Source organism: Kitasatospora sp. NPDC085464 (assembly GCF_044541955.1).
Taxonomy (GTDB): domain Bacteria; phylum Actinomycetota; class Actinomycetes; order Streptomycetales; family Streptomycetaceae; genus Kitasatospora.
Genome location: NZ_JBITTM010000011.1, coordinates 16,797 through 35,112, shown reverse-complemented (window position 1 = coordinate 35,112; position 18,316 = coordinate 16,797). Strand labels below are relative to the sequence as shown.

The following is an 18,316-nucleotide window of genomic DNA, read 5'->3' as shown; positions in this document are numbered from 1 at the left end:
GGAACCGGCGGGCGCCGCGCTTCCGCTCCCCCCGATGAAGTGGAACGCCTGGGGCGACCCGGCCCTGGCCAAGGAACTGTCGGCCGACATCAAGGGGCTGCTCGCCGCCGCCCTCGGCGTCACCGGCGACGCCGACCCCGGGCCGGGCTCCGACGAGGTCGTGCTCCGCCCGTCCCGGATCTCCGCCGACGACCTCAAGGCGCTCGCCGCCGCCGTCGGCGACGACCACGTCAGCGCCGCCGACGCCGACCGCCTGCCGCGCGCCGGCGGCAAGTCCACCCCCGACCTGCTGCGCCGCCGCAGCCGCGAGCCGCAGGACGCGCCCGACGCCGTCGTGCTGCCCGGCAGCGAGCAGGAGCTCGCCGCCGTCCTCGCGGTGTGCGCCGAACGCCGCATCGCCGTCGTCCCGTTCGGCGGCGGCACCAGCGTCGTCGGCGGCCTCGACCCCGAGCGCGGCGGCCTCCAGGCCGTCGTCTCCCTCGACCTGCGCCGCTTCGACCGGCTGCTCGACCTGGACGAGACCTCCGGCGAGGCCGTCCTCGGCGCCGGCCTCACCGGCCCCGCCGCCGAGGCCCTGCTCGCCGAGCGCGGCTGGGAACTCGGCCACTACCCGCAGAGCTTCCGCTACGCCACCATCGGCGGCTTCGCGGCCACCCGCTCCTCCGGCCAGGACTCCGCCGGGTACGGGCGCTTCGACGACATGGTGCGCGGCCTGCGGGTGGTCACCCCCGCCGGGCAGCTCGACCTCGGCCGCGCCCCCGCCTCCGCTGCCGGCCCGGACCTGCGCCAGCTCTTCCTCGGCTCCGAGGGCACCCTCGGCGTGATCACCGCCGTGCGGCTGCGCGTCCACCCGCTGCCCGCCGTCAAGGCGTACGAGGCGTGGAGCTTCCCCGACTTCGCCACCGGGACGGCGGCGCTGCGCGCCGTCGAGCAGCAGGGCACCGGCCCGACCGTGATCCGCCTCTCCGACGAGGCCGAGACGATGGTCAACCTCGCCACGACCGAGCAGATCGGCGGCGCCCCGGCGGTCACCGGCTGCCTGGCGATCACCGTCTTCGAGGGCGACGCCGAGCAGGTCGCCGCCCGGCACCACGCCACCCGCGAGACGCTGCTCGCCGCCGGCGCCACCTCGCTCGGCGAGACCGCGGCCCGGGCCTGGGAGCACGGCCGGTTCAACGCGCCCTACCTGCGCGACTCGCTGCTCAGCGCCGGCGCGCTGTGCGAGACGCTGGAGACGGCCGCCGAGTGGAGCCGGCTGCCCGGCCTGCGGGCCGCCGTCACCGAGGCGCTGACCGGCGCGCTGCCCGGTGCGCTCGTGCTCTGCCACATCTCGCACGTCTACCCGACCGGCGCCTCGCTCTACTTCACCGTCGTCGCCGCCCTCGGCGAGGACCCGCTCACCCGCTGGGGCGCCGCCAAGCGCGCCGCCGGGGACGCCATCGTCGGCGCGGGCGGCACCATCACCCACCACCACGCCGTGGGTGTCGACCACCGGCCCTGGATGACCGACGAGGTCGGCGACCTGGGCGTCCGCATCCTGCGCGCGGTCAAGGCCGAGCTCGACCCGGCGGGCATCCTCAACCCCGGCAAGCTGATCCCATGAGCGGGCCTCATGGGATGAGCGGACCTCATGGGGAGACCGGTCCGAGAACCGTCCGCCGGGTTGCCGTCCTCAGCAACCCGGCGGCGGGCGCCGGCCACGCCGGCCACGCCGCGGAGCGGGCCGTCGCCCGCCTGCGCTCCCTCGGCATCGACGTCGAACCGCACACCGGGAGCTCCGCCGAGGACGCCCTCCGCCTCGCCCGCGAGGCGGCGGCCGGCGGCGCGGACGCGGTCGCCGTGGTCGGCGGCGACGGCATGATCAACCTCGCCCTGCAGGCCCTCGCCGGCACCGCCGTCCCGCTCGGCGTCGTCCCGGCCGGCACCGGCAACGACCACGCCCGCGCGTACGGCCTGCCGCTCGGCGCCCCCGAGGCCGCCGCCGACGTCATCGCCGCCGGCCGGGTCCGGACCGTCGACCTCGGCAAGATCACCGGGCCGGACGGCTCCGTCCGCCGGTTCGGCTCCATCCTCGCCACCGGCTTCGACTCGCTGGTCAGCGACCGCACCAACCGGCTGCGCTGGCCGCGCGGCCGGATGCGCTACAACCTCGCCATCCTCATCGAGTTCGCCAACCTGCGCCCCCTCCCGTTCCGGATCACCCTCGCCGACGGCACCGTCATCGAACGTGACCTCACCCTCGCCGCCGTCGGCAACACCCGCAGCTACGGCGGCGGCATGCTCATGTGCCCGGACGCCCTCCCGGACGACGGCCTGTTCGACGTCACCCTCGTCGACGCCATGCCCCGCCTGCGCATCGCCCGCTTCTTCCCCACCCTCTTCAAGGGCACCCACACCACCCGCCCGGAAGTCACCACCCTGCGCACCCGGTCCCTGCGCATCGACTCCCCGGGCATCACCGCCTACGCCGACGGCGAGTTCATCGCGCAGCTGCCGGTCGAGGTCACGCTGGAGAAGAACGCCCTGCACCTGCTGGTGCCGTGACGCACCGGTGCCGCGGCCCTGACCGACTGCCGGTCGGGCCGTGGCACCGGCCGCGTCCGGGCCGCTCAGCCGCCCAGGCGGCGGCGCCAGAGCAGGGGGCGGACCTCGATCGCGTGCGACGGGTCGCCGTTCCAGACCGTGGGCAGGCCGGCCGCGGTGAGGGCGGCGACCACCTCGTGGCCGACGGCGGTGGTGGTCGACGGGGAGCCGTCGAAACCGCCGTAGAGCAGGGACAGGCCGTGGCCGGAGGCGGCGGACTCGGTGCACTGGGAGTGGAAGTAGACGAAGCCGCGGGCGTCCGGGTCACCGGCCGCACCGATCTCGGCCTCGCCGCAGGACCGGCAGCAGGTGAAGTTCTCCCGCGCGGTGATGCCGCTCTCCTCCAACGCGGCGAAGGCGCGGGTGAGGCGCTCCGGGTCGCCCTCGCCGATCCAGCCGGTCTGCTCGCCGACCCGCTCCAGCCAGAGCCGGTCGGCGAGTTGCTCCGCCTGGGCGCGCGAGAGCGGACGGCGCTCGCCCGACACCAGGTACTCCTCCGCCTCCTCGGCCAGCCCGGCCCGGTCGGTGTAGCCGCAGGCGAGGGTCAGCCGCAGCCGGTCCTCCAACTCCTGCCGCTCGCCCGCGCCCAGCTCCAGCGGCGGCACGGGCTCCGGCGCCGGGCCCATGTCCAGCGGCTTCCAGTCCAGCGCGTCGCCCCAGCCCGACTCGCCGCGCGCCCAGGCCGTCATCGCCTCGGCCACCGGCTCGGGCCCGGCCAGCCGCACCTCGAAGTGCCGCCCGGCGGAGCCGTCGCGGTGCTCCAGCGTGTAGTCCTCGCCGTCGGCGTGCCACACCTGGATGTACACGTCCGGCAGGTCCGGTATCCGCTCCACGACGAGGAAGCGGTCGTCCTCCGCGCCGATGCGCCGGACCAGCCCCGCCAACTCGTCCGCACCCGGCCGGGAGCGTCGCTTCCCGTCGTTCGTCTGCACCGTGATCGCCAGCATGGGGTCACCCTGCCACACCCCACTGACAACCACGCCGCCCGATCCCGCAGCTCAGCCCCGGTACGGGCGCAGCCAGCCGGCCGGGTCCGGCGGCGGCCTCGACCGGGGCCCGGTTCGCGGGCGGCACCGGTTCGCCCACGGTCGCCTCGACCAGCCACAGCCCCGACCGACCGCCACCTCGAAGGGCCGCTGCCGGTCCGGGCTCCCCCTCATCGGCCGGCTCCGGGGAGGAGCACCGGCGCAGGAGCGCCTCCCGAGCCGACTGCATCTCCCGGCGGCGGACGTCGCGCCGTCCGCCGTTAGGAGCCCCGAACGGTGCCGACGCTGCCGGTGAGCGTGGGCTCGCCGGTGTCGGGGGCGACGGTGAAGACCCGTGAGCCGGTGTCCGTGGTGACGGTGATCCGGTCGGGCGCGGTCCAGGCGGCCGACTCGAACGCCCCCTCACCCGGGAACTGCTCGCGCATGGCGAGGAGGTGCCAGCTGCGGGCCGACCAACCGGTGCCGGTCTCCAAGCGGATCTGCCGGCTCCGGGACTCCGTCTCCGCTCCCGGAAGGCCGTGGTGGATCACGACCAGCACGTGGTCCGCCCGCCCGGGCGAACCCAGCCGGGTCTGCTCGGCGGGCTCCTGACCCATCGTCCGGAGACCGAGGCCGCCCAGCGCGCAGAGCAGCCCGAGGCTCCCGACCACCGCCGTCGCCCGTCCGACGAAGTCCCACCGCCGACGCACGCAGACCGCCGCCACGAGCAGCGCCGCGGCCGCGCCCAGCAGCAGGACCGGCCGGTTGAGGGCGTCGGCCACGGCCATCCGCCCGCCGCTGCGGGACTCCCAGCGCCCCACCGCACACGCGACCAGCGGCAACAGGGCACTGCCGGCCAGGACGCCGCCGACCCTCGCTCGGTACCTCATTGATCCCCCGCTTCCGGCGGCCCCCACCGCCCGTTCCCGTCACCCTGGGCAGAGCGGTCCTCCCGGCGCAGTCGGAAGACGACGTTGCGGCGCAGCGGCCCGTCCGGAGCGGCGGGGTCGTCGAAGTCCTCGGCCGGGTCGTGGGTCATGCCGAGGCGGCGCATCACCGACCGGGAGCGGTGGTTGGCGGCCGTGGTGATGGCCAGGACCTCGGGGAGGCCGAGGGTGTCGAAGGCGTGGCCGAGGACGGCGCGGGCCGCCTCCGTGGCGTAGCCGTGTCCCCAGGCGGAGCGGGCCAGCCGCCAGCCGATCTCGACGCCGTCGACCGGGTCCGTCTCCTCGATGTCGTCCAGGCCCGCGAAGCCGACGAACTCGCCGCTCTCCCGCACCTCGACGGCCAGCCAGCCGTACCCCCGCCGCTCGATCGCGTCCTCGAAGCGTGCCACCGAGGCGTCGCTCTGCTCACGGGTGAGCGGGCCGCCCAGGTGCTCGCGGACCTCCGGGTCGGCGTTCATCGCGGCCCACGGGGCGAGGTCGGACTCCCGCCAGCGACGGATCAGCAGGCGTTCGGTGCGAAGACCGTCCGGCGGCCCGTCCAGCGGATGGGCCAGCGGATGGGCCGGCGGCGTGGTCTGTGGCTCGTCCAGCGGTTGGGCCGGCGGTTGGTTCAGCGGTTGGTTCAGCGGTTGGTTCATGCGGCCAACCCAACGGCAACCCCGGCCGCTCGGGCAAGCGGATAAGGCCCCCGTGGCGGGCCCGCCGTTTCCCGGCACGGCCTCCCGGGCGCCCGCTCCCCGGCCGGCCATTCCCGGGCGGGAATTGTCCGGTGGCGGGGCCGCTCCGAGGATGGGTCCACCGACACCGAGCGACCCCACCGAGGAGTCCGTCATGACCACCGGCACGCCCACCACCGGCACCCCCACCACCGGCACGCCCACCACCAGTGCCCAGCAACTCGCCGACCGCTACGCCGCGTTGTGGACCGAGTCCGACGCGGCCGCCCGGCGCGGGGCGATCGAGCGGCTGTGGGCCGAGGACGGCACGCACCTGCTGCACCCGCCGGTCGAGGCCCGGGAGGCGGCCGCGCGGGTCGGTTTCGCCGAGCCCGTGCTCGAAGCGCGCGGCTACGAGGAGTTGGAGTTCCGCGTCGCCCGCGCCCACGAGGAGTTCGTGGCGCCCGGCGAGTTCACCTTCCGTGCCCGGCCGGACGCCGTGCGGCTGCGGGACGTCGTCCGCTTCACCTGGGAGATGGTGCCCGTGGGCGGCGGCGAACCGGTCGGCGGCGGAACGGAGTTCGTCGTCCTGGACGCCGACGGCCGGATTCTCGCCGACTACCAGTTCCCGGGGTTCTGAGCCGGGTCGGCGGCGGCGCGATCACCGGCCTCGCGCGCGCCGTGGGCGGCCGCCCGCAACGCCTCGGCGGTCGCCGCGTCGGCCGGCAGGAAGGCCTCCAGTTTCAGTTCGGCGAGGGTGACGTCCACGGCGGTGGCGAAGGTGGTGACCGTCGTCATCAGGTGCAGCTCGCCGAGGGAGGTGCGCAGCTCCAGCGGGACGGCGAAGCCCAGGTGCTGCTCCCCCACCTCCACGTCGGACACGTACGAGCTCAACTCCTCGTGCAGGTCGGAGAGGTGCCGGGTGCGCTCGACGATGTGGCGGGCCCAGGCGGCGAAGTTGAGGATGCGCGGGGCGAGGCCGTCCGGGTGCAGGGCGAGCCGGTAGGCGTTGGTGCCGGGGCCGACGAGCCGCGGGTCGGCGCCCTCGGTGATCACGTCCAGGGCGGCGTTGGCGGCGACCACGTCGCCCCGGTGGTTCACCACCACCGCCGGGTACGGGAGGTGGCCGGCCAGGATGTGGCCGATCGCCTCCCGCACCGGTGCCAGGGCCGGCCCGTCCAGTGGCGTCTCGGGGTAGGCGGGCGCGTAACCGGCTGCCAGCAGCAGCTCGTTGCGTTCCCGTAGGGGCAGGTCCAGTGACTCGGCGAGCCGCACGACCATGCCCCGGCCCGGCGCGGAGCGCCCGGACTCGATGAAGCTGAGGTGCCGCTGGGTCGTGCCCGCCCGGGTGGCGAGGTCGAGTTGGCTCAGGCGGCGGCTGGTACGGCGCTCACGCAGCGCTCGGGAGAAGTCCACGCCACCAGCCAACCCCGGGCCGGCGCGGTCCGCCATTCCCCCGGGGGAATTGAGCCCGGTCGCCCGCGCCGCCACCATCGACGCCATGGACAACATCGGCGTCTTCCTCCCCACCGGCCAGGACCAGTGGGCCGCGCACGACCCCCGCGACCTGATCGGATTCGCCCGCCGCAGCGAGGAGTTGGGCTTCTCCTCGCTGTTCGTCAACGACTCCCTGCTGAGCCCGCGGATCGAGCCGCTCACCATGCTGGCGGCGATCGCCCCGGTGACGGAGCGGATCCGGCTCGGCACCGGTGCCCTGCTGCCGGTGCTGCGCCGCCCGGTGCTGGCCGCGCAGACCCTGGCCTCGGTGGACCAGCTCTCCGGCGGCCGGCTGACGGTCACGGTCGGGGCCGGTTTCCCGGGGCGCTTCGGCCGTCCGCTGCACGAGCTCTCCCAGGTGCCGTGGGAGCGCCGTTTCGCCCGGCTGGACGAGACGGTCGCCCTCTGGCGGGCGCTCTGGGCCGGGGCGAAGGAGTTCCACGGCGAGTTCCACTCGTTCGCCGAACTCCCGCCCGCGACGCGGCCGTTCCACGAGCAGGGCCCGCCGGTCTGGCTCGGCGGCGGGACCCCGGCGGCGCTGGCCCGCATCGGGCGCCACTACGACGGCTGGCTGCCTTACCCGCCGGACCCGGCCGACTACGCCACCGGGCTCGACGCCGTCCGGTCGGCGGCCCGCGGGGCCGGACGCCCACCGGAGGCCGTCACCCCCGCCCTGTTCGTCAACGTCCGGATCGACCGCAGCGCGGAGGACGCCCGCCGGGTCATGGACGCCTACACGCGCGCCAACTACGGCCTGCCGCTGGCCGGGACGGAGCAGATCCAGGCCTTCGCCGCCGGCACCCCGGACGAGGTCGCCGCCAAGCTCGCCCGGTACACCTCCGCCGGCGCCCGGCACCTGGTGGCCCGCCTCGGGGCACTCGAACTATCGGACCAGCGGGAGCAGTTGGATCGGCTGGCCGCTCTCAGACTCCCGTCGTCGCCTTGATCCGCCCGTCCTCGATCGCCGCGGTCAGCTCCCGGTGGTCCTCCTGCGTCCGGTCCGCGTACCGCACCGCGAACTCGGCCACCGCGTCCGCGAAGGTGTCCGCGCGGCCGAGGTAGCCGGCGATGGCGAGGCGGTCGCCGGTGCGGGCGTGGGCGCGGGCGAGGGTGCGGCCGCAGAGGTCGGCGTAGGCGCGCAGGCCGGAGGGCCGCATCTCGGCCACCTCCACCGAGCCCTTCATGTCGCGCAGTTGGCGGCCGTAGAAGTGCCGCCCGGCGGGGCCGGTGGTCCAGCCGAGGAAGATGTCGCTGGACGCCTGCATCAGGTGCTGGCCGGTGACCACCCGGCGGCCGCCGTGATGGGCGGCGACCTCGGCGTCCACCCGGGCGGGCGGCAGGTGGTCCTCCAGGACCGACCGGCCGGCCTCCTTGATCTGCAGGAACAGCGGGTCGCGGCCGTCCCGGCCCTCCAGCAGGACGATGAAGCAGCGGGTGCCGACACTGCCGACGCCGACCACCTTGGTGGCCGCGTCCACGAAACGGTATCGGTCCAGCAGCACCCGGCGGTCCTCGGCGAGGGTGGCCCGGTAGTCGCTGAACACCTTCCCGACGCCCTGCAGTTCGTTCTCCTTCAGCGGCTCGATCAGGGGCGGCGCACTGATGATCCGCCGCTGCCCGTCCCGTTCCTCGGTGAGCTTTCCGAAGGCCTGCAGGCTGGTGCGGCGGCGGGCGTGGGCGAGCCCGGCCTCGAAGCGCTTGCGCTGTCCGTGCTTGCGGAGCAGCGGCAGCAGGTCGGCGGTGTCCACCCGGGCGTACCAGACGTCGAGTTCGCCCATGCCCGCCAGCCGGTGCATCGCGGCCGCGTAGCCCGTGACGGCGATGCGGGCGCCGAGGCGCACGCGCTCCTCGTCCAGCCCGATGGAGCGGGCGGCGACGGCGATGCTGGCCGCGAGGCGTTTGACGTCCCACTCGAAGGGGCCCGGGTAGGTCTCGTCGAAGTCGTTCACGTCGAAGAGCAGGGCGCGTTCCGGTGAGGCGTACACGCCGAAGTTCAGCAGGTGGGCGTCGCCGCACAGCTGGACGGTGAGGCCGGTGTCGGGCACGGCGGCGAGGTCGGCGGCCATCACGGCGGCGGCGCCGCGCAGGAAGGCGAACGCGCTGTCGGCCATCCGCCCGTAGCGGATCGGCAGCAGCCGGGTGACCCGGTCGGCGGCCTGCCGTTCCAGCACGCCGAGCGGGTCGGGCCGGTCGGCGGCGGCGATCCACCGGCCGTGCTCGGAGCGGGAGACGCGTTCGCGGGCGGCCCGGCCGCGGCGGCGGCGTTCGTCGGGGGTGGTCATGCGGCGGCTCCGTCCGTCGGCGGGTCCTCCCCGCGGTGCCGGACGGACGCGGGTGCCCTCTTCGCGACGCTAGGACACGACTGCCGGAGGGCGCAGCGCACGCCCTCCGGCAGTCGGCCGTCCGGGTGAGACCGCTGGTTCGCCCGGGGGGGCGGCTCACTGCACCGTGAAGTCCGCCATCATCGCCATGTCCTCGTGCTCCAGGTTGTGGCAGTGCAGCATGTACGCCCCCGCGTAGTCGGTGAAGCGCACCAGCACCTCCACCGCCTCGGCCGGACGCAGGTCCACGGTGTCCTTCCAGCCCGCGTCGTACGGGCCGGGGTCCGCGCCGTTGCGGCCGATCACCTGGAAGTGGTCGAGGTGGACGTGCACCGGGTGGTGCAGGTCGGTCGAGAAGCGCCAGCGCTCGACGGCCCCGAGGGCGGGCGTGGCGATGTTCCGGCCGGGCTGGTAGGGCTCGCCGTTGATGGTCCATCCGTCGCCGCGGCTGCGGCGGAAGGTGAAGTCGCGGGTGGTGACGGCGGCGGAGGGGTCCAGGGCCTCGACGTCGGCGAGCCTGTCGGGCACCGTCGCGTCGTCGTTCACCTGCTTGGCGGACACGTCGAACCGCATCACCTCGGCCGTCCGGCCGCTGCCGAACCGGTTGACCAGGCGCACCCGGGTGCCGGGCGCGTAGCGGGAGAAGTCGACCACGACGTCGAAGCGTTCTGCGGGGGCGATCTCGATGCCGTCGTGGGCCACCGGGGCGGCGAGCAGGCCGCCGTCGGAGCCGATCTGGACCAGGGCGTCGCCGCCGGAGGGCTGCGGGTCGAGTTCGAGCCGGTAGGGGCGGGCGTTGGAGGCGTTGAGCAGGCGCAGCCGGTAGCGGACGCGGTCGACGTCCAGGCGCGGCCAGGGCGCGCCGTTCACCAGGATGACGTCGCCGAGCACGCCGTTGGCGTAGGCGGCGGTGACGCCGGGCTCACCGAGCGAGGGGTCGACGGAGGGGTACCGGAAGGACCCGTCGGCGGCGAAGGACCGGTCGGCGATCATCAGCGGCAGGTCGCGCTCGCCGCGGGGCAGCGGCAGGGCGCCCTCCTCGTCGTCCTGGACGAGGTGGAAGCCGGCCAGGCCGCGCCAGACGCTGGGGCCGGTGAAGCCCATCCGGTGGTCGTGGTACCAGAGGGTGGCGGCGCGCTGCTTGCCCGGATAGGTGTAGGTGCGCTCGCCGACGACGCTGCGGCCCGCCGCGTGGCGCATCCCCGGCATGCCCTGCATGCCGGGCATGCCGCCGCCCTGGGCGGCGTCGGCGGACGACCCGACGGGCAGCAGCAGGTCCACCGGGTAGCCGTCGCTGTCCGCCGGGGTGTGGCCGCCGTGCAGGTGGGTGACGGACGGGGCCGGCAGCTCGTTGCGGTGCTTGACCGCCGCCGCCCGTCCGGAGCGGGTGACCAGGGTCGGCCCGGGGAAGCTGCCCCCGTACGTCCAGGCCTCGGTCCGCACGCCGGGGACGATCTCCAGCTTGGCGACCTGCTGGGTGATCTCGAAGTAGTCGGTGGTCCCGTCGGTGCGCACCGGCTTCAGCACGGGCGGCACCGGCAGCGGGGCCCGGAACGCCTCGGGCAGGTCGAGTTCGCTGGCCAGCAGCCGCCCGGGGCGGCCCGCGGTGAACAGCAGGGCGGCCGAGGGGACGGCGACGGCGGCCAGCGCGCCGGCGCCGAGGACGGAGGCGCCGATGCCGAGGAACCGGCGACGGTTCACTTGGACACCTCCACCGGCCCGCCGGGGCGCGGCAGTCGTCCGCTGCCGTCCAGGCCCGGCGCGGGCAGTCCGACCCGGGCGGGCAGCGGCAGCCGCCAGGCGCCGACGAGGCCGAACAGGATGCCGCTGACCAGCAGCACGCCGAGCGTGACGTGCACCCCGAGGGCCCGGGCGTAGCCGGCGGTGATCTGGCCGATGACCGCGACGGTGAGCAGGAGCGTGGTCCACAGCGGCCAGAGCGGGCCCCGGCCGGGCCACCGCACCGCGACGGCGACCGCCAGCTGGAGCACCACCACGGTGGCCAGCATCATCGCGTTGCCCTCGTGGTCCTTCAGGGAGTCGTACGTGCCGTTGAGGAAGCTGCCGGCCAGCATGACCTGGAGCAGGGCCAGCAGGGCCAGCGTGGTGGCGGTGGTACGCAACAGGATCAGCGGCCAGCGGGACGCGGGCGTGGCAGGGGGACTGCTCATGTCGGGCTACTCTCTGCTTCGGCGGTCGGGCGGGGCGGGCGAGAGCGTAGCTGATCCGACATCACGATCAGCTCCAATAAAGCCATTTGGTCCACCCCAGTTACCCCATTGCGCCTGCTCGGCGCGTGTTTGTCACCCGGACGAGCGATGCCCTTGAGCGGTCCTCAAGGGCACCCGTCATGAGCTCCGTTCCAGTACGTCTCATGGGGCTGCCGACGGGGCGGATCATGAGGCGGCTTCATGCGGGGGATCATGCAGCGGCCTCATGGGGGTGGGCCATGAGCCGGCTTCATGGGGTAGGTCATGAGGCCGTCTCATGGGCCGCGGCATCCCCTAGACCGCTTCGGGGGCGATCCCGAGGTAGGCCGCGCGCAGCTCGGCGAGCACCGGGTGGAAGGGGTCGAGGACGGTGCCGTCGACGGCAGCCAGCGGCCGGATGCCGACGCCCGCGTTCACCGCGAACGCGGCGCCGAAGCGGCCCAGCTCGGCGGCGGACAGCGGCTCGCGGGACTGCGGGCCCCGGTACGCCCCGGACAGCAGGGCCTCGGTGGTGCCGGGCAGGCTCGGGCCCTGCGGCCAGACCAGCTTGTCCTCGTCCAGGAAGCCGACGTTCCAGGTCGCCCCCTCGGCCACCCGGCCCTCCGGGTCGACCAGCAGCGCGTCGTCGTAGCCCGCGAGTTGGGCCTGACGTCGCTGGTGGACCAGGCCGAACAGGCCGACGTGCTTCACCTCCGGCAGCTCCCGCCGGTGCACCACGGTGCGCACCCGCAGCGGGGCGGGCTCGGCCGCGGCGGCCGGGCGGGTGGTGACCAGCAGGGCGGGCTCGGCCGGGGCGGCGGGGCGTTCCAGGCCGAGCGCCGGGTCGTACACGGTGACCCGGACGATCACCGGTGCGCCGTCGGCGGGCAGCACCGCGCGGACCCGCTGCCGTACCGCCGCCCGGTCCAGCGCCACGGCGAACAGCGTCCGGCAGTCCCGGACCAGGCGGTCCAGGTGCAGCGTCAGGCCGCGGACCCGGCCCGACTCGGCCCGCATCGTGGTGAAGTGCCCGTAGTTGAGCAGCCCCAGCGCGGCCAGCCGCGCCGGGTCCGCGGGGGCGCCGTCGATCTCGATCTCAGCCATCCCCCGAGTCTGCCAGCTGCGGTGACGGCACCGCGGCCTGCTCGGCGGCCTGCCGCGGGGCCCCGGCCGCGCCCGGCGGCGGAGCCTGCGCCGGTTCCCGAACCGCGCCTGAGGCCGCGCCCCGAGCCGGGTCCTGGTTCCGCGCCTGCGGAGCGGGCACCGGCGCGGACACCGGGCGGTACGGGGAGGACACCGGACGACGCGCGGCCCGCTCGAACTCCTCGATCCGGTACGCCAACCCCTCCGGCTCCCCCACGTCGCACCACCGCCACGCCTCCGCCCACCACTGCGGTCCGCGCACCATCGGGAAGCCCGCCAGCGCCAGGTGCAGGGCCAGCGTCGAGCGCGCGTAGTCGTGCACCCAGCCGTCGGCGCCCCGGTAGTCGGCCGTCTCGTCCAGCCGCAGCCAGCGGCCCTCGCGACCGGCGGTCAGTATCGGCACCCAGTCGCGCAGCCGGTCGGCGACCAGCAGGAGCAGCCGCCCGTCCTGCTCGCGCACCCGGTAGGCGGGGAGTTGGGGCATCCGCGCGAGGGAGAGCGAACGCTTCCAGCCGACCACCCACAGCCCCCGGCGCAGGTAGTAGCGGACGGCCGGCTGCCAGCTCCAGTGCGCCTCCAGCCGGAAGCCGGGCAGGCCCTCGGCGGTGGCCGCCGCGTACACCTCGTCCAGCGCGGCGGCGGCCAGCCCGCTCCCGCGCGCGGCCGGGCTCACGTAGAGGGAGGAGACGGCGAGTTGGCCCGGGCCCTTGGTCCAGTTGTCCACGGCGACGGTGCCCACGACGGCGCCGCCGTCGCCCCGGATCCAGTACCGGCGGCGGTACAGCTCCCCGCCGGGCCACTCCCGGCCGCTCTCGCCCAGCCGCTCGCGCCACCCGCGCTCCGCGGGCGGCGCCAGCCCGTCCGGGTCCACCAGCTCGCCCAGCTCGCCCTCCACCAGGGACGCCAAGTCCCACAGCGCGAACCGCCGTTCGTCCCCCTCGGCGACCGCCCGCAGCCGCGGCCCCGCCGCCAGCCTGTCCTGCGCCCGCTCCACCGCCGCATCCCACGACCTCACCACGCCGCCACCCTAGCGGGGCCCGCGGACATTCCGTAATTCAGTGGACACCGAACGTCAGATCGGGTACGAATGCGCCTGTCCGATCAGCCCGGTTCCCCCCGGCTTGTCCCGGGAGGGGCCGTTCGGGAAGGAGATCCCCATGCGTGGCATCTTCGTACGCACCGTCATCGGGGCCGCACGCGCCCTAACCGACGGACTGGCGCGCCTTCGGAGCCTGGTCCGCCGAGCCGGCCGCGGCGCCGGAACGGGGCCGGGTCAGCACCACGGCCGCGATCACCAGGGCACCGCCGGCCAGGGCGTTCCAACCGACCGGCTCCGCGAGGAACAGCGCACCGATCGCGGTGGACCACAGCGGCATCACGTAGGTGACGGCCGAGGCCACCGTGGTGCCCGCGGTCCGGACGACGCCGAGGTTGAGCAGGTACGCGAAGCCGGTGCCGACCATGCCGAACACCAGCAGGGCGACGGCCGGGCCGGCCCCGGGCCAGTGCGGGGCGCCCGCGGCGAGCGGTGCTATGACGGCCAACTCGGCCGCGGCGCAGCCGATCTGGAGCACGGACAGGGTGGTGACGGACTCCGGCCGACCGGACAGGAAGCGCCGCAGGTAGACGAAGCCCGCGCCGTAGCAGCAGGCGGCGGCCAGGCAGGCGAGGCCCCCCACGGCCTCGCCGGAGCCGATGCCGTGCCAGACGCCGAGCACGGTGAGCACGCCGAGGAATCCCAGGGCGAGGCCGGTCAGCCGCCGCGCACCCGGACGACGCTCCTCGGGCACGGTGAGCACCGCGAAGAGCAGGGTGAACAGCGGAGTGGTCGCGTTCATCACCCCGGCGAGCACCGAGCTGACCCTGGTCTCCCCGAACGGGAACAGGATGAACGGCACGGTGTTGAGCAGCACCGCGACCACCGCCGAGTGCCCCCACAGCGCACGGTCGCGCGGGATCCGCTCACCGCGCAGCACCAGGACGGCGCCCAGCGTGGCCGCACCCAGCAGGCACCGCCACAGCGCCACCCAGACCGGGGGCACCCCCGCGTCGACCGCCACCTTGATCAGGGCGAAGCTCGCACCCCAGATCGCCGACAGTGCCACAAAGCCCGGCAACCAGCGTCGCACCGCAACCACCCCCGCATTCCTCCGGTGTTCCCTTCCTCTGGACAGAGGGTGGCCGGGCGACCGACCATGAGTCCAACAAGTGGCAGTCCTACATGGATGAGGAAGTCTCATGGCCCCAGGTCACACGCCCCGGGACGACCGATGACGACCGAGATCAACCTGGCCCAGCTCAGGGCCCTGGTCGCGGTCGCCGACACCGGCGGCTTCGGCGCCGCCGCCGACGAACTGGGCATCAGCCAGTCCGCCGTCTCCCACGCGGTCGGCGCCCTGGAGCGGACCCTCGGCGCACCCGTCGTGATGCGCGGCACCCCGTGCCGGCCGACGCCGCTGGGCGAGCAGGTCCTGCCGCACGCCCGAACGGCCGTCGCCGCCGTCGCCGCCGTACGCACGGTCGCCACCCAACTCACCGGCGGCCTGGCCGGCACCGTCCGACTCGCCGCGCCGACCACCGTGTGCCAGGCGCTGCTGCCCGGGCTGCTGCGGGACTGGAAGGCCGCGTACCCGGAGGTCACCGTCCGGGTCTTCGAGGGCGAGGACGCCGAGCTGCCCGCCTGGCTGGAGGCCGGCACGGTGGACGCCGCCGTCCTGGTGGACGCCGGGCCGCTGCTGCCCGGGGCGGTCGCGCTCGGCGCGGACTCGATGCACGCGCTGCTGCGCCGCGACCACCCGCTCGCCGGTCAGGAGACGGTCCACGTCGCCGAGTTGGAGGACGACGACTTCCTGCTCTCCGAGGGCGGCTGCGAGCGCCACATCCGCGAGGCCTACCGGCGGGCCGGCGCCCGCTTCGCGCCCCACCACCGGATCCGTGACCTCAACACGCTGATCGGCATGGTGCACGCGGGCGTCGGGATCTCGGTGATGCCCGCGCTGGCGCTGACCATGCTCCCGGCCGACTGCGTCCTGGTGCCGATCCGGCCCGCCGTCCACCGGACGCTGACGCTCACCGGACCGGCGGGCCGGCCGTGGTCCCCGGTGGTCAGCGGGCTGCTCGCCGGAGTGGGGGCGATGACCAAGGGCCGGGCCCTGGCCGGGGCACCGGCCTGAGTGGAGTTTTTCGGCTCCGTGGGCGGGGCCGGTGGAACTTCCCGTCGATCCGGGCGGCAGTGGCTGGTCGGCGCGGGCATGCAGCCGGAGTGTGGACGGCAGCCGCACCCCCGAGGGAGGACCCTTGTCCGCACACCCGCTGCCCCCGCCGTCCGCGCCGTCCACCAGCCGTCGCCCGGTGGCCGGGCAGTCCGCAGCCGAGCAGTCCCCAACCGTGCACCCGCACCGCTGGTGGGCGCTCTGCGCGCTGCTCACCGCCGAGGCGATGAACCTGCTGGACGCGACGATCGTGCAGGTCGCCGCGCCGCGCATGCGTGCCGACCTCGGCGGGCCGGCCGCCGCCGTGCCCTGGCTCACCACCGCGTACACGCTCCCGTTCGCCGTCCTACTGCTCACCGGCGGACGGCTCGGCGACCGGGCCGGGCGCCGGCGGGTGTTCCGGATCGGCGTCGCGGGCTTCCTGCTCGCCTCGCTGGCCTGCGCGTGCGCGCCCACGCTCGGCGCACTGCTCGCCTTCCGAGCCGTCCAGGGCGCAGCCGCGGCCGCGATCGTGCCGCAGACCATCGGCCTGATCAAGGCCATGTTCCGCGGCCCGGAGACGGCCCGGGCACTCGGCACGATCGGACCGGTCATGGGGCTCGCGGCGGTCGCCGGCCCGGTGCTCGGCGGTGTGCTCACCCACGCCGACCTCCTCGGCTCCTCCTGGCGTGCGGTCTTCCTGGTCAACCTCCCGCTCGCGCTCGCCGTCCTCGCCCTCGCCCCGCTGCTCACCGAGGACCGCGCCCCTCGCCGTCCCGGCCTCGACCCGGCCGGCAGCGTGCTGGCGGCACTCGCCACCGGGCTGGTCGTGCTGCCGCTGCTGGCCACCGGCACCACACCGATGCCCTGGACGGCCGTCGGGGCGCTCGCCGCCGTGGCCTTCGCCGTCCACCAGCGGCGAGGGGCGCGGCGCGGCGCCGACACCCTGGTCGAGCCGAGCCTGTTGGCCTCCGTCCGCTTCCCGGCCGCGCTGGCCGCCCTATCGCTCGCCTTCGCCGCCACCACCGGGCTCAGCCTCGTCGTCGTCCTCCAGCTCCAACTCGGCAGCGGCGCAGATCCCTTGGCCGCCGGCCTGACCCTGCTGCCGATGTCGGCCGGGCTGGCGGCCGGCTCCCTGTGGGCGGGCGCCTCACTGGTCCGGCGGTACGGCGCACGGGTGATGCCCGCCGGCCTGGCCGTCATGGCGCTCGGGGTCCTGGCCGCCATCGGCACCTACCGCACCGGCGAACGGCCGGAGGCGCTGCCGTACGCGCTCGCCGTGGTCGGGCTCGGGCAGGGACTGTTCACGCCCGCCTTCTTCACCACCGCGCTGAAGCCGCTGCGGCCGCAGGAGACCGGCTCGGCGGCCGGACTGCTCAACGCCGTGCAGCAGCTCGGGTCCACGCTCGGCGTCGCCGTGCTCGGGCGGATCTACCTCGCGGCCCCGGACGCGACCGGGGCGCAGCGCGCCTGCTGGGTGACGGTGGGTGTGCTGGCGGCCGTCGGCGTCGCGGGACGGCTGATGAGCGGCTCCCGTGGCGCCCGCACCGCCACCCGCGCGGCAGAATCGGACGGTGTGTCCGACCACCGGGAACCCACGCATGCTCGATGACCTCGACCGCGCGCTCGTCCACGCCCTGCGCGTCGACGGGCGCGCCCCGTTCAACCGGATCGCCGCCGTCCTCGACGCCTCCCCGCAGACCGTCGCCCGCCGCTACCGGCGGCTGCGGGCCGAGGCCGGGCTGCGGGTGGTCGGGCTCGCCGACCCGCACCGGGCCGGACGGGCCCAGTGGCTGCTGCGCCTCACCGCCGCCCCGCACACCGCCCAGAACCTCGCCGGGGCACTGGTCCGCCGCCCCGACACGGCCTGGGTGAAGCTCACCTCCGGCGGCACCGAGATCACCGCCATCGTGGACACCGGCCCCGGCTCCGACGGACACGGCCTGCTGCTGCGCGACATCCCCCGTACCGCCGCGGTCACCGACGTCTCCGCCCACTGTCTGCTGCACACCTACCGGGGCGGCCCGTCCGCGTGGCCGGTCAGCACCGAGGCGCTCGACGAGGAGCAGCAGGCCCGTCTCCGCCCGACCGCGGTTCCGCTGCCGTCCGGTGGCCTGGACGAGGCCGACCACGCCCTGCTCGGCGCACTCCACCGGGACGGCCGCACACCCCTCGGCGACCTCGCGGCGGCCACCGGCCGCACACCGACCACCGTCGCCCGCCGGCTCGCCGAACTGCGGGCGGACGGCACGGTCTTCCTCGACGTGGAAGTCGATCCCCGGCTGCTGGGCGCGGACATGCAGGCGCTGCTCTGGCTGAGCATCGCCCCCGCCCACCTCGACCGGGTCGGCCGCGCCCTCGCCGCCCACCGCGAACTCGCCTTCGTCGCGGCCACCACCGGCCCCAGCAACCTCGTCGCCCTTGCCCTGTGCACCGACCCGGCCGACCTCCACCGGTACGTGACAGAGCAGTTGGGCGCCGTCAAGGAGATCACCGCACTGGAGTCGTCCCCCGTCCTGCGCACCCTCAAGGCCGCGGGGCCGATCCCGGCACCACCGGGCCCCGGGCGGTCCTGACCCGAACCGCCCGGAAGGTCCAGGACACCCAGGAGATCCAGGAGGTCGCGGGGCCGGCGGAGGCGGCGGAGTCCCGGGGCGAGGCCGGGCCGGGCGCCCGGCCCGGCCGGCACGCCCTCACCCCGGCCCGACACCACCGCGCCCTGGTGGCCGCAGGCGCGCAGCATGCCCGGAGCCGACCGACCGTTCGAGAGCCCGTCCCGACCGGCTTCGAAGGCCGTCGACGCACCGACATCCGGAATGACCTG

General features: G+C 75.3%; 17 protein-coding genes. 7 read left to right on the top strand and 10 right to left on the bottom strand.

The genetic code is table 11. The features are described from left to right. Window positions 1-34: 34 nt before the first annotated feature. Both ACIGG8_RS11830 and ACIGG8_RS11825 read left to right on the top strand, forming a co-directional pair. A complete protein-coding gene (locus ACIGG8_RS11830; protein WP_396547343.1) occupies window positions 35-1,603 on the top strand; it encodes an FAD-binding oxidoreductase in 1,569 nt (522 codons plus the stop codon). Between the two features lie 14 nt (window positions 1,604-1,617). Next, window positions 1,618-2,544: a diacylglycerol kinase gene (locus ACIGG8_RS11825; protein ID WP_396547341.1), complete on the top strand. Its 927-nt coding sequence runs from the start codon at window positions 1,618-1,620 to the stop codon at window positions 2,542-2,544. Window positions 2,545-2,609: 65 nt separating this feature from the next. On the opposite strand, the gene ACIGG8_RS11820 is transcribed toward ACIGG8_RS11825, so the two are convergent. The 3 genes from ACIGG8_RS11820 to ACIGG8_RS11810 form a co-directional block, all read right to left on the bottom strand. Beyond that, complete coding sequence (locus ACIGG8_RS11820) at window positions 2,610-3,530, bottom strand: DUF6891 domain-containing protein (RefSeq protein WP_396547339.1); 921 nt, start codon at window positions 3,528-3,530, stop codon at window positions 2,610-2,612. A 299-nt stretch (window positions 3,531-3,829) separates the two neighbouring features. Then, window positions 3,830-4,438 carry a hypothetical protein gene (locus ACIGG8_RS11815; protein WP_396547337.1) on the bottom strand — a complete coding sequence of 203 codons (609 nt, stop codon included), beginning with the start codon at window positions 4,436-4,438 and terminating at the stop codon, window positions 3,830-3,832. Beyond that, window positions 4,435-5,133, bottom strand: a complete 699-nt coding sequence (locus ACIGG8_RS11810; protein ID WP_396547336.1) for a GNAT family N-acetyltransferase — start codon at window positions 5,131-5,133, stop codon at window positions 4,435-4,437. The genes ACIGG8_RS11815 and ACIGG8_RS11810 overlap by 4 nt, the downstream gene beginning before the upstream one ends. Before the next feature lie 193 nt (window positions 5,134-5,326). Here ACIGG8_RS11810 and ACIGG8_RS11805 point away from each other — a divergent pair, with 193 nt between their 5' ends. Continuing rightward, on the top strand, window positions 5,327-5,791 hold the full coding sequence (locus ACIGG8_RS11805; RefSeq protein WP_396547335.1) for a hypothetical protein: 465 nt from the start codon (window positions 5,327-5,329) through the stop codon (window positions 5,789-5,791). On the opposite strand, the gene ACIGG8_RS11800 is transcribed toward ACIGG8_RS11805, so the two are convergent. Then, window positions 5,770-6,567: a helix-turn-helix domain-containing protein gene (locus ACIGG8_RS11800; RefSeq protein WP_396547333.1), complete on the bottom strand. Its 798-nt coding sequence runs from the start codon at window positions 6,565-6,567 to the stop codon at window positions 5,770-5,772. The genes ACIGG8_RS11805 and ACIGG8_RS11800 overlap by 22 nt on opposite strands. Before the next feature lie 85 nt (window positions 6,568-6,652). On the opposite strand from ACIGG8_RS11800, the gene ACIGG8_RS11795 reads away from it, so the two are divergent. Then, the gene (locus tag ACIGG8_RS11795; RefSeq protein WP_396547332.1) at window positions 6,653-7,594 is read left to right on the top strand and encodes an LLM class flavin-dependent oxidoreductase; all 942 of its coding nucleotides are present in this window, start codon (window positions 6,653-6,655) and stop codon (window positions 7,592-7,594) included. Here the strand turns inward: ACIGG8_RS11795 and ACIGG8_RS11790 are convergent. The 6 genes from ACIGG8_RS11790 to ACIGG8_RS11765 all read right to left on the bottom strand — a co-directional run bounded on the left by ACIGG8_RS11790 (window position 7,572) and on the right by ACIGG8_RS11765 (window position 14,406). After that, the gene (locus tag ACIGG8_RS11790) at window positions 7,572-8,930 is read right to left on the bottom strand and encodes a DUF2252 domain-containing protein (RefSeq protein WP_396547330.1); all 1,359 of its coding nucleotides are present in this window, start codon (window positions 8,928-8,930) and stop codon (window positions 7,572-7,574) included. The two genes, ACIGG8_RS11795 and ACIGG8_RS11790, sit on opposite strands and share 23 nt — an antisense overlap. 156 nt (window positions 8,931-9,086) lie before the next feature. Next, window positions 9,087-10,670, bottom strand: a complete 1,584-nt coding sequence (locus tag ACIGG8_RS11785) for a multicopper oxidase family protein (protein WP_396547329.1) — start codon at window positions 10,668-10,670, stop codon at window positions 9,087-9,089. Continuing rightward, the gene (locus tag ACIGG8_RS11780) at window positions 10,667-11,140 is read right to left on the bottom strand and encodes a hypothetical protein (protein WP_396547327.1); all 474 of its coding nucleotides are present in this window, start codon (window positions 11,138-11,140) and stop codon (window positions 10,667-10,669) included. The genes ACIGG8_RS11785 and ACIGG8_RS11780 overlap by 4 nt, the downstream gene beginning before the upstream one ends. A 333-nt stretch (window positions 11,141-11,473) precedes the next feature. After that, a complete protein-coding gene (locus tag ACIGG8_RS11775; RefSeq protein ID WP_396547325.1) occupies window positions 11,474-12,262 on the bottom strand; it encodes an aminotransferase class IV in 789 nt (262 codons plus the stop codon). Then, window positions 12,255-13,319 (bottom strand): GNAT family N-acetyltransferase, encoded by a 1,065-nt coding sequence (locus ACIGG8_RS11770; RefSeq protein WP_396547324.1) that lies wholly within the window; start codon window positions 13,317-13,319, stop codon window positions 12,255-12,257. Before ACIGG8_RS11770 ends, ACIGG8_RS11775 begins: the two co-directional genes overlap by 8 nt. Before the next feature lie 184 nt (window positions 13,320-13,503). Then, window positions 13,504-14,406 carry a DMT family transporter gene (locus ACIGG8_RS11765; RefSeq protein ID WP_396547322.1) on the bottom strand — a complete coding sequence of 301 codons (903 nt, stop codon included), beginning with the start codon at window positions 14,404-14,406 and terminating at the stop codon, window positions 13,504-13,506. 165 nt (window positions 14,407-14,571) lie between these two features. On the opposite strand from ACIGG8_RS11765, the gene ACIGG8_RS11760 reads away from it, so the two are divergent. From ACIGG8_RS11760 to ACIGG8_RS11750, 3 genes are all read left to right on the top strand, one after another. Beyond that, on the top strand, window positions 14,572-15,474 hold the full coding sequence (locus ACIGG8_RS11760) for a LysR family transcriptional regulator (protein WP_396547320.1): 903 nt from the start codon (window positions 14,572-14,574) through the stop codon (window positions 15,472-15,474). Between the two features lie 124 nt (window positions 15,475-15,598). After that, the gene (locus tag ACIGG8_RS11755; protein WP_396547319.1) at window positions 15,599-17,104 is read left to right on the top strand and encodes an MFS transporter; all 1,506 of its coding nucleotides are present in this window, start codon (window positions 15,599-15,601) and stop codon (window positions 17,102-17,104) included. After that, complete coding sequence (locus tag ACIGG8_RS11750) at window positions 17,094-18,068, top strand: Lrp/AsnC family transcriptional regulator (RefSeq protein WP_396547317.1); 975 nt, start codon at window positions 17,094-17,096, stop codon at window positions 18,066-18,068. The genes ACIGG8_RS11755 and ACIGG8_RS11750 overlap by 11 nt, the downstream gene beginning before the upstream one ends. The last annotated feature ends 248 nt before the right edge of the window (window positions 18,069-18,316 follow it).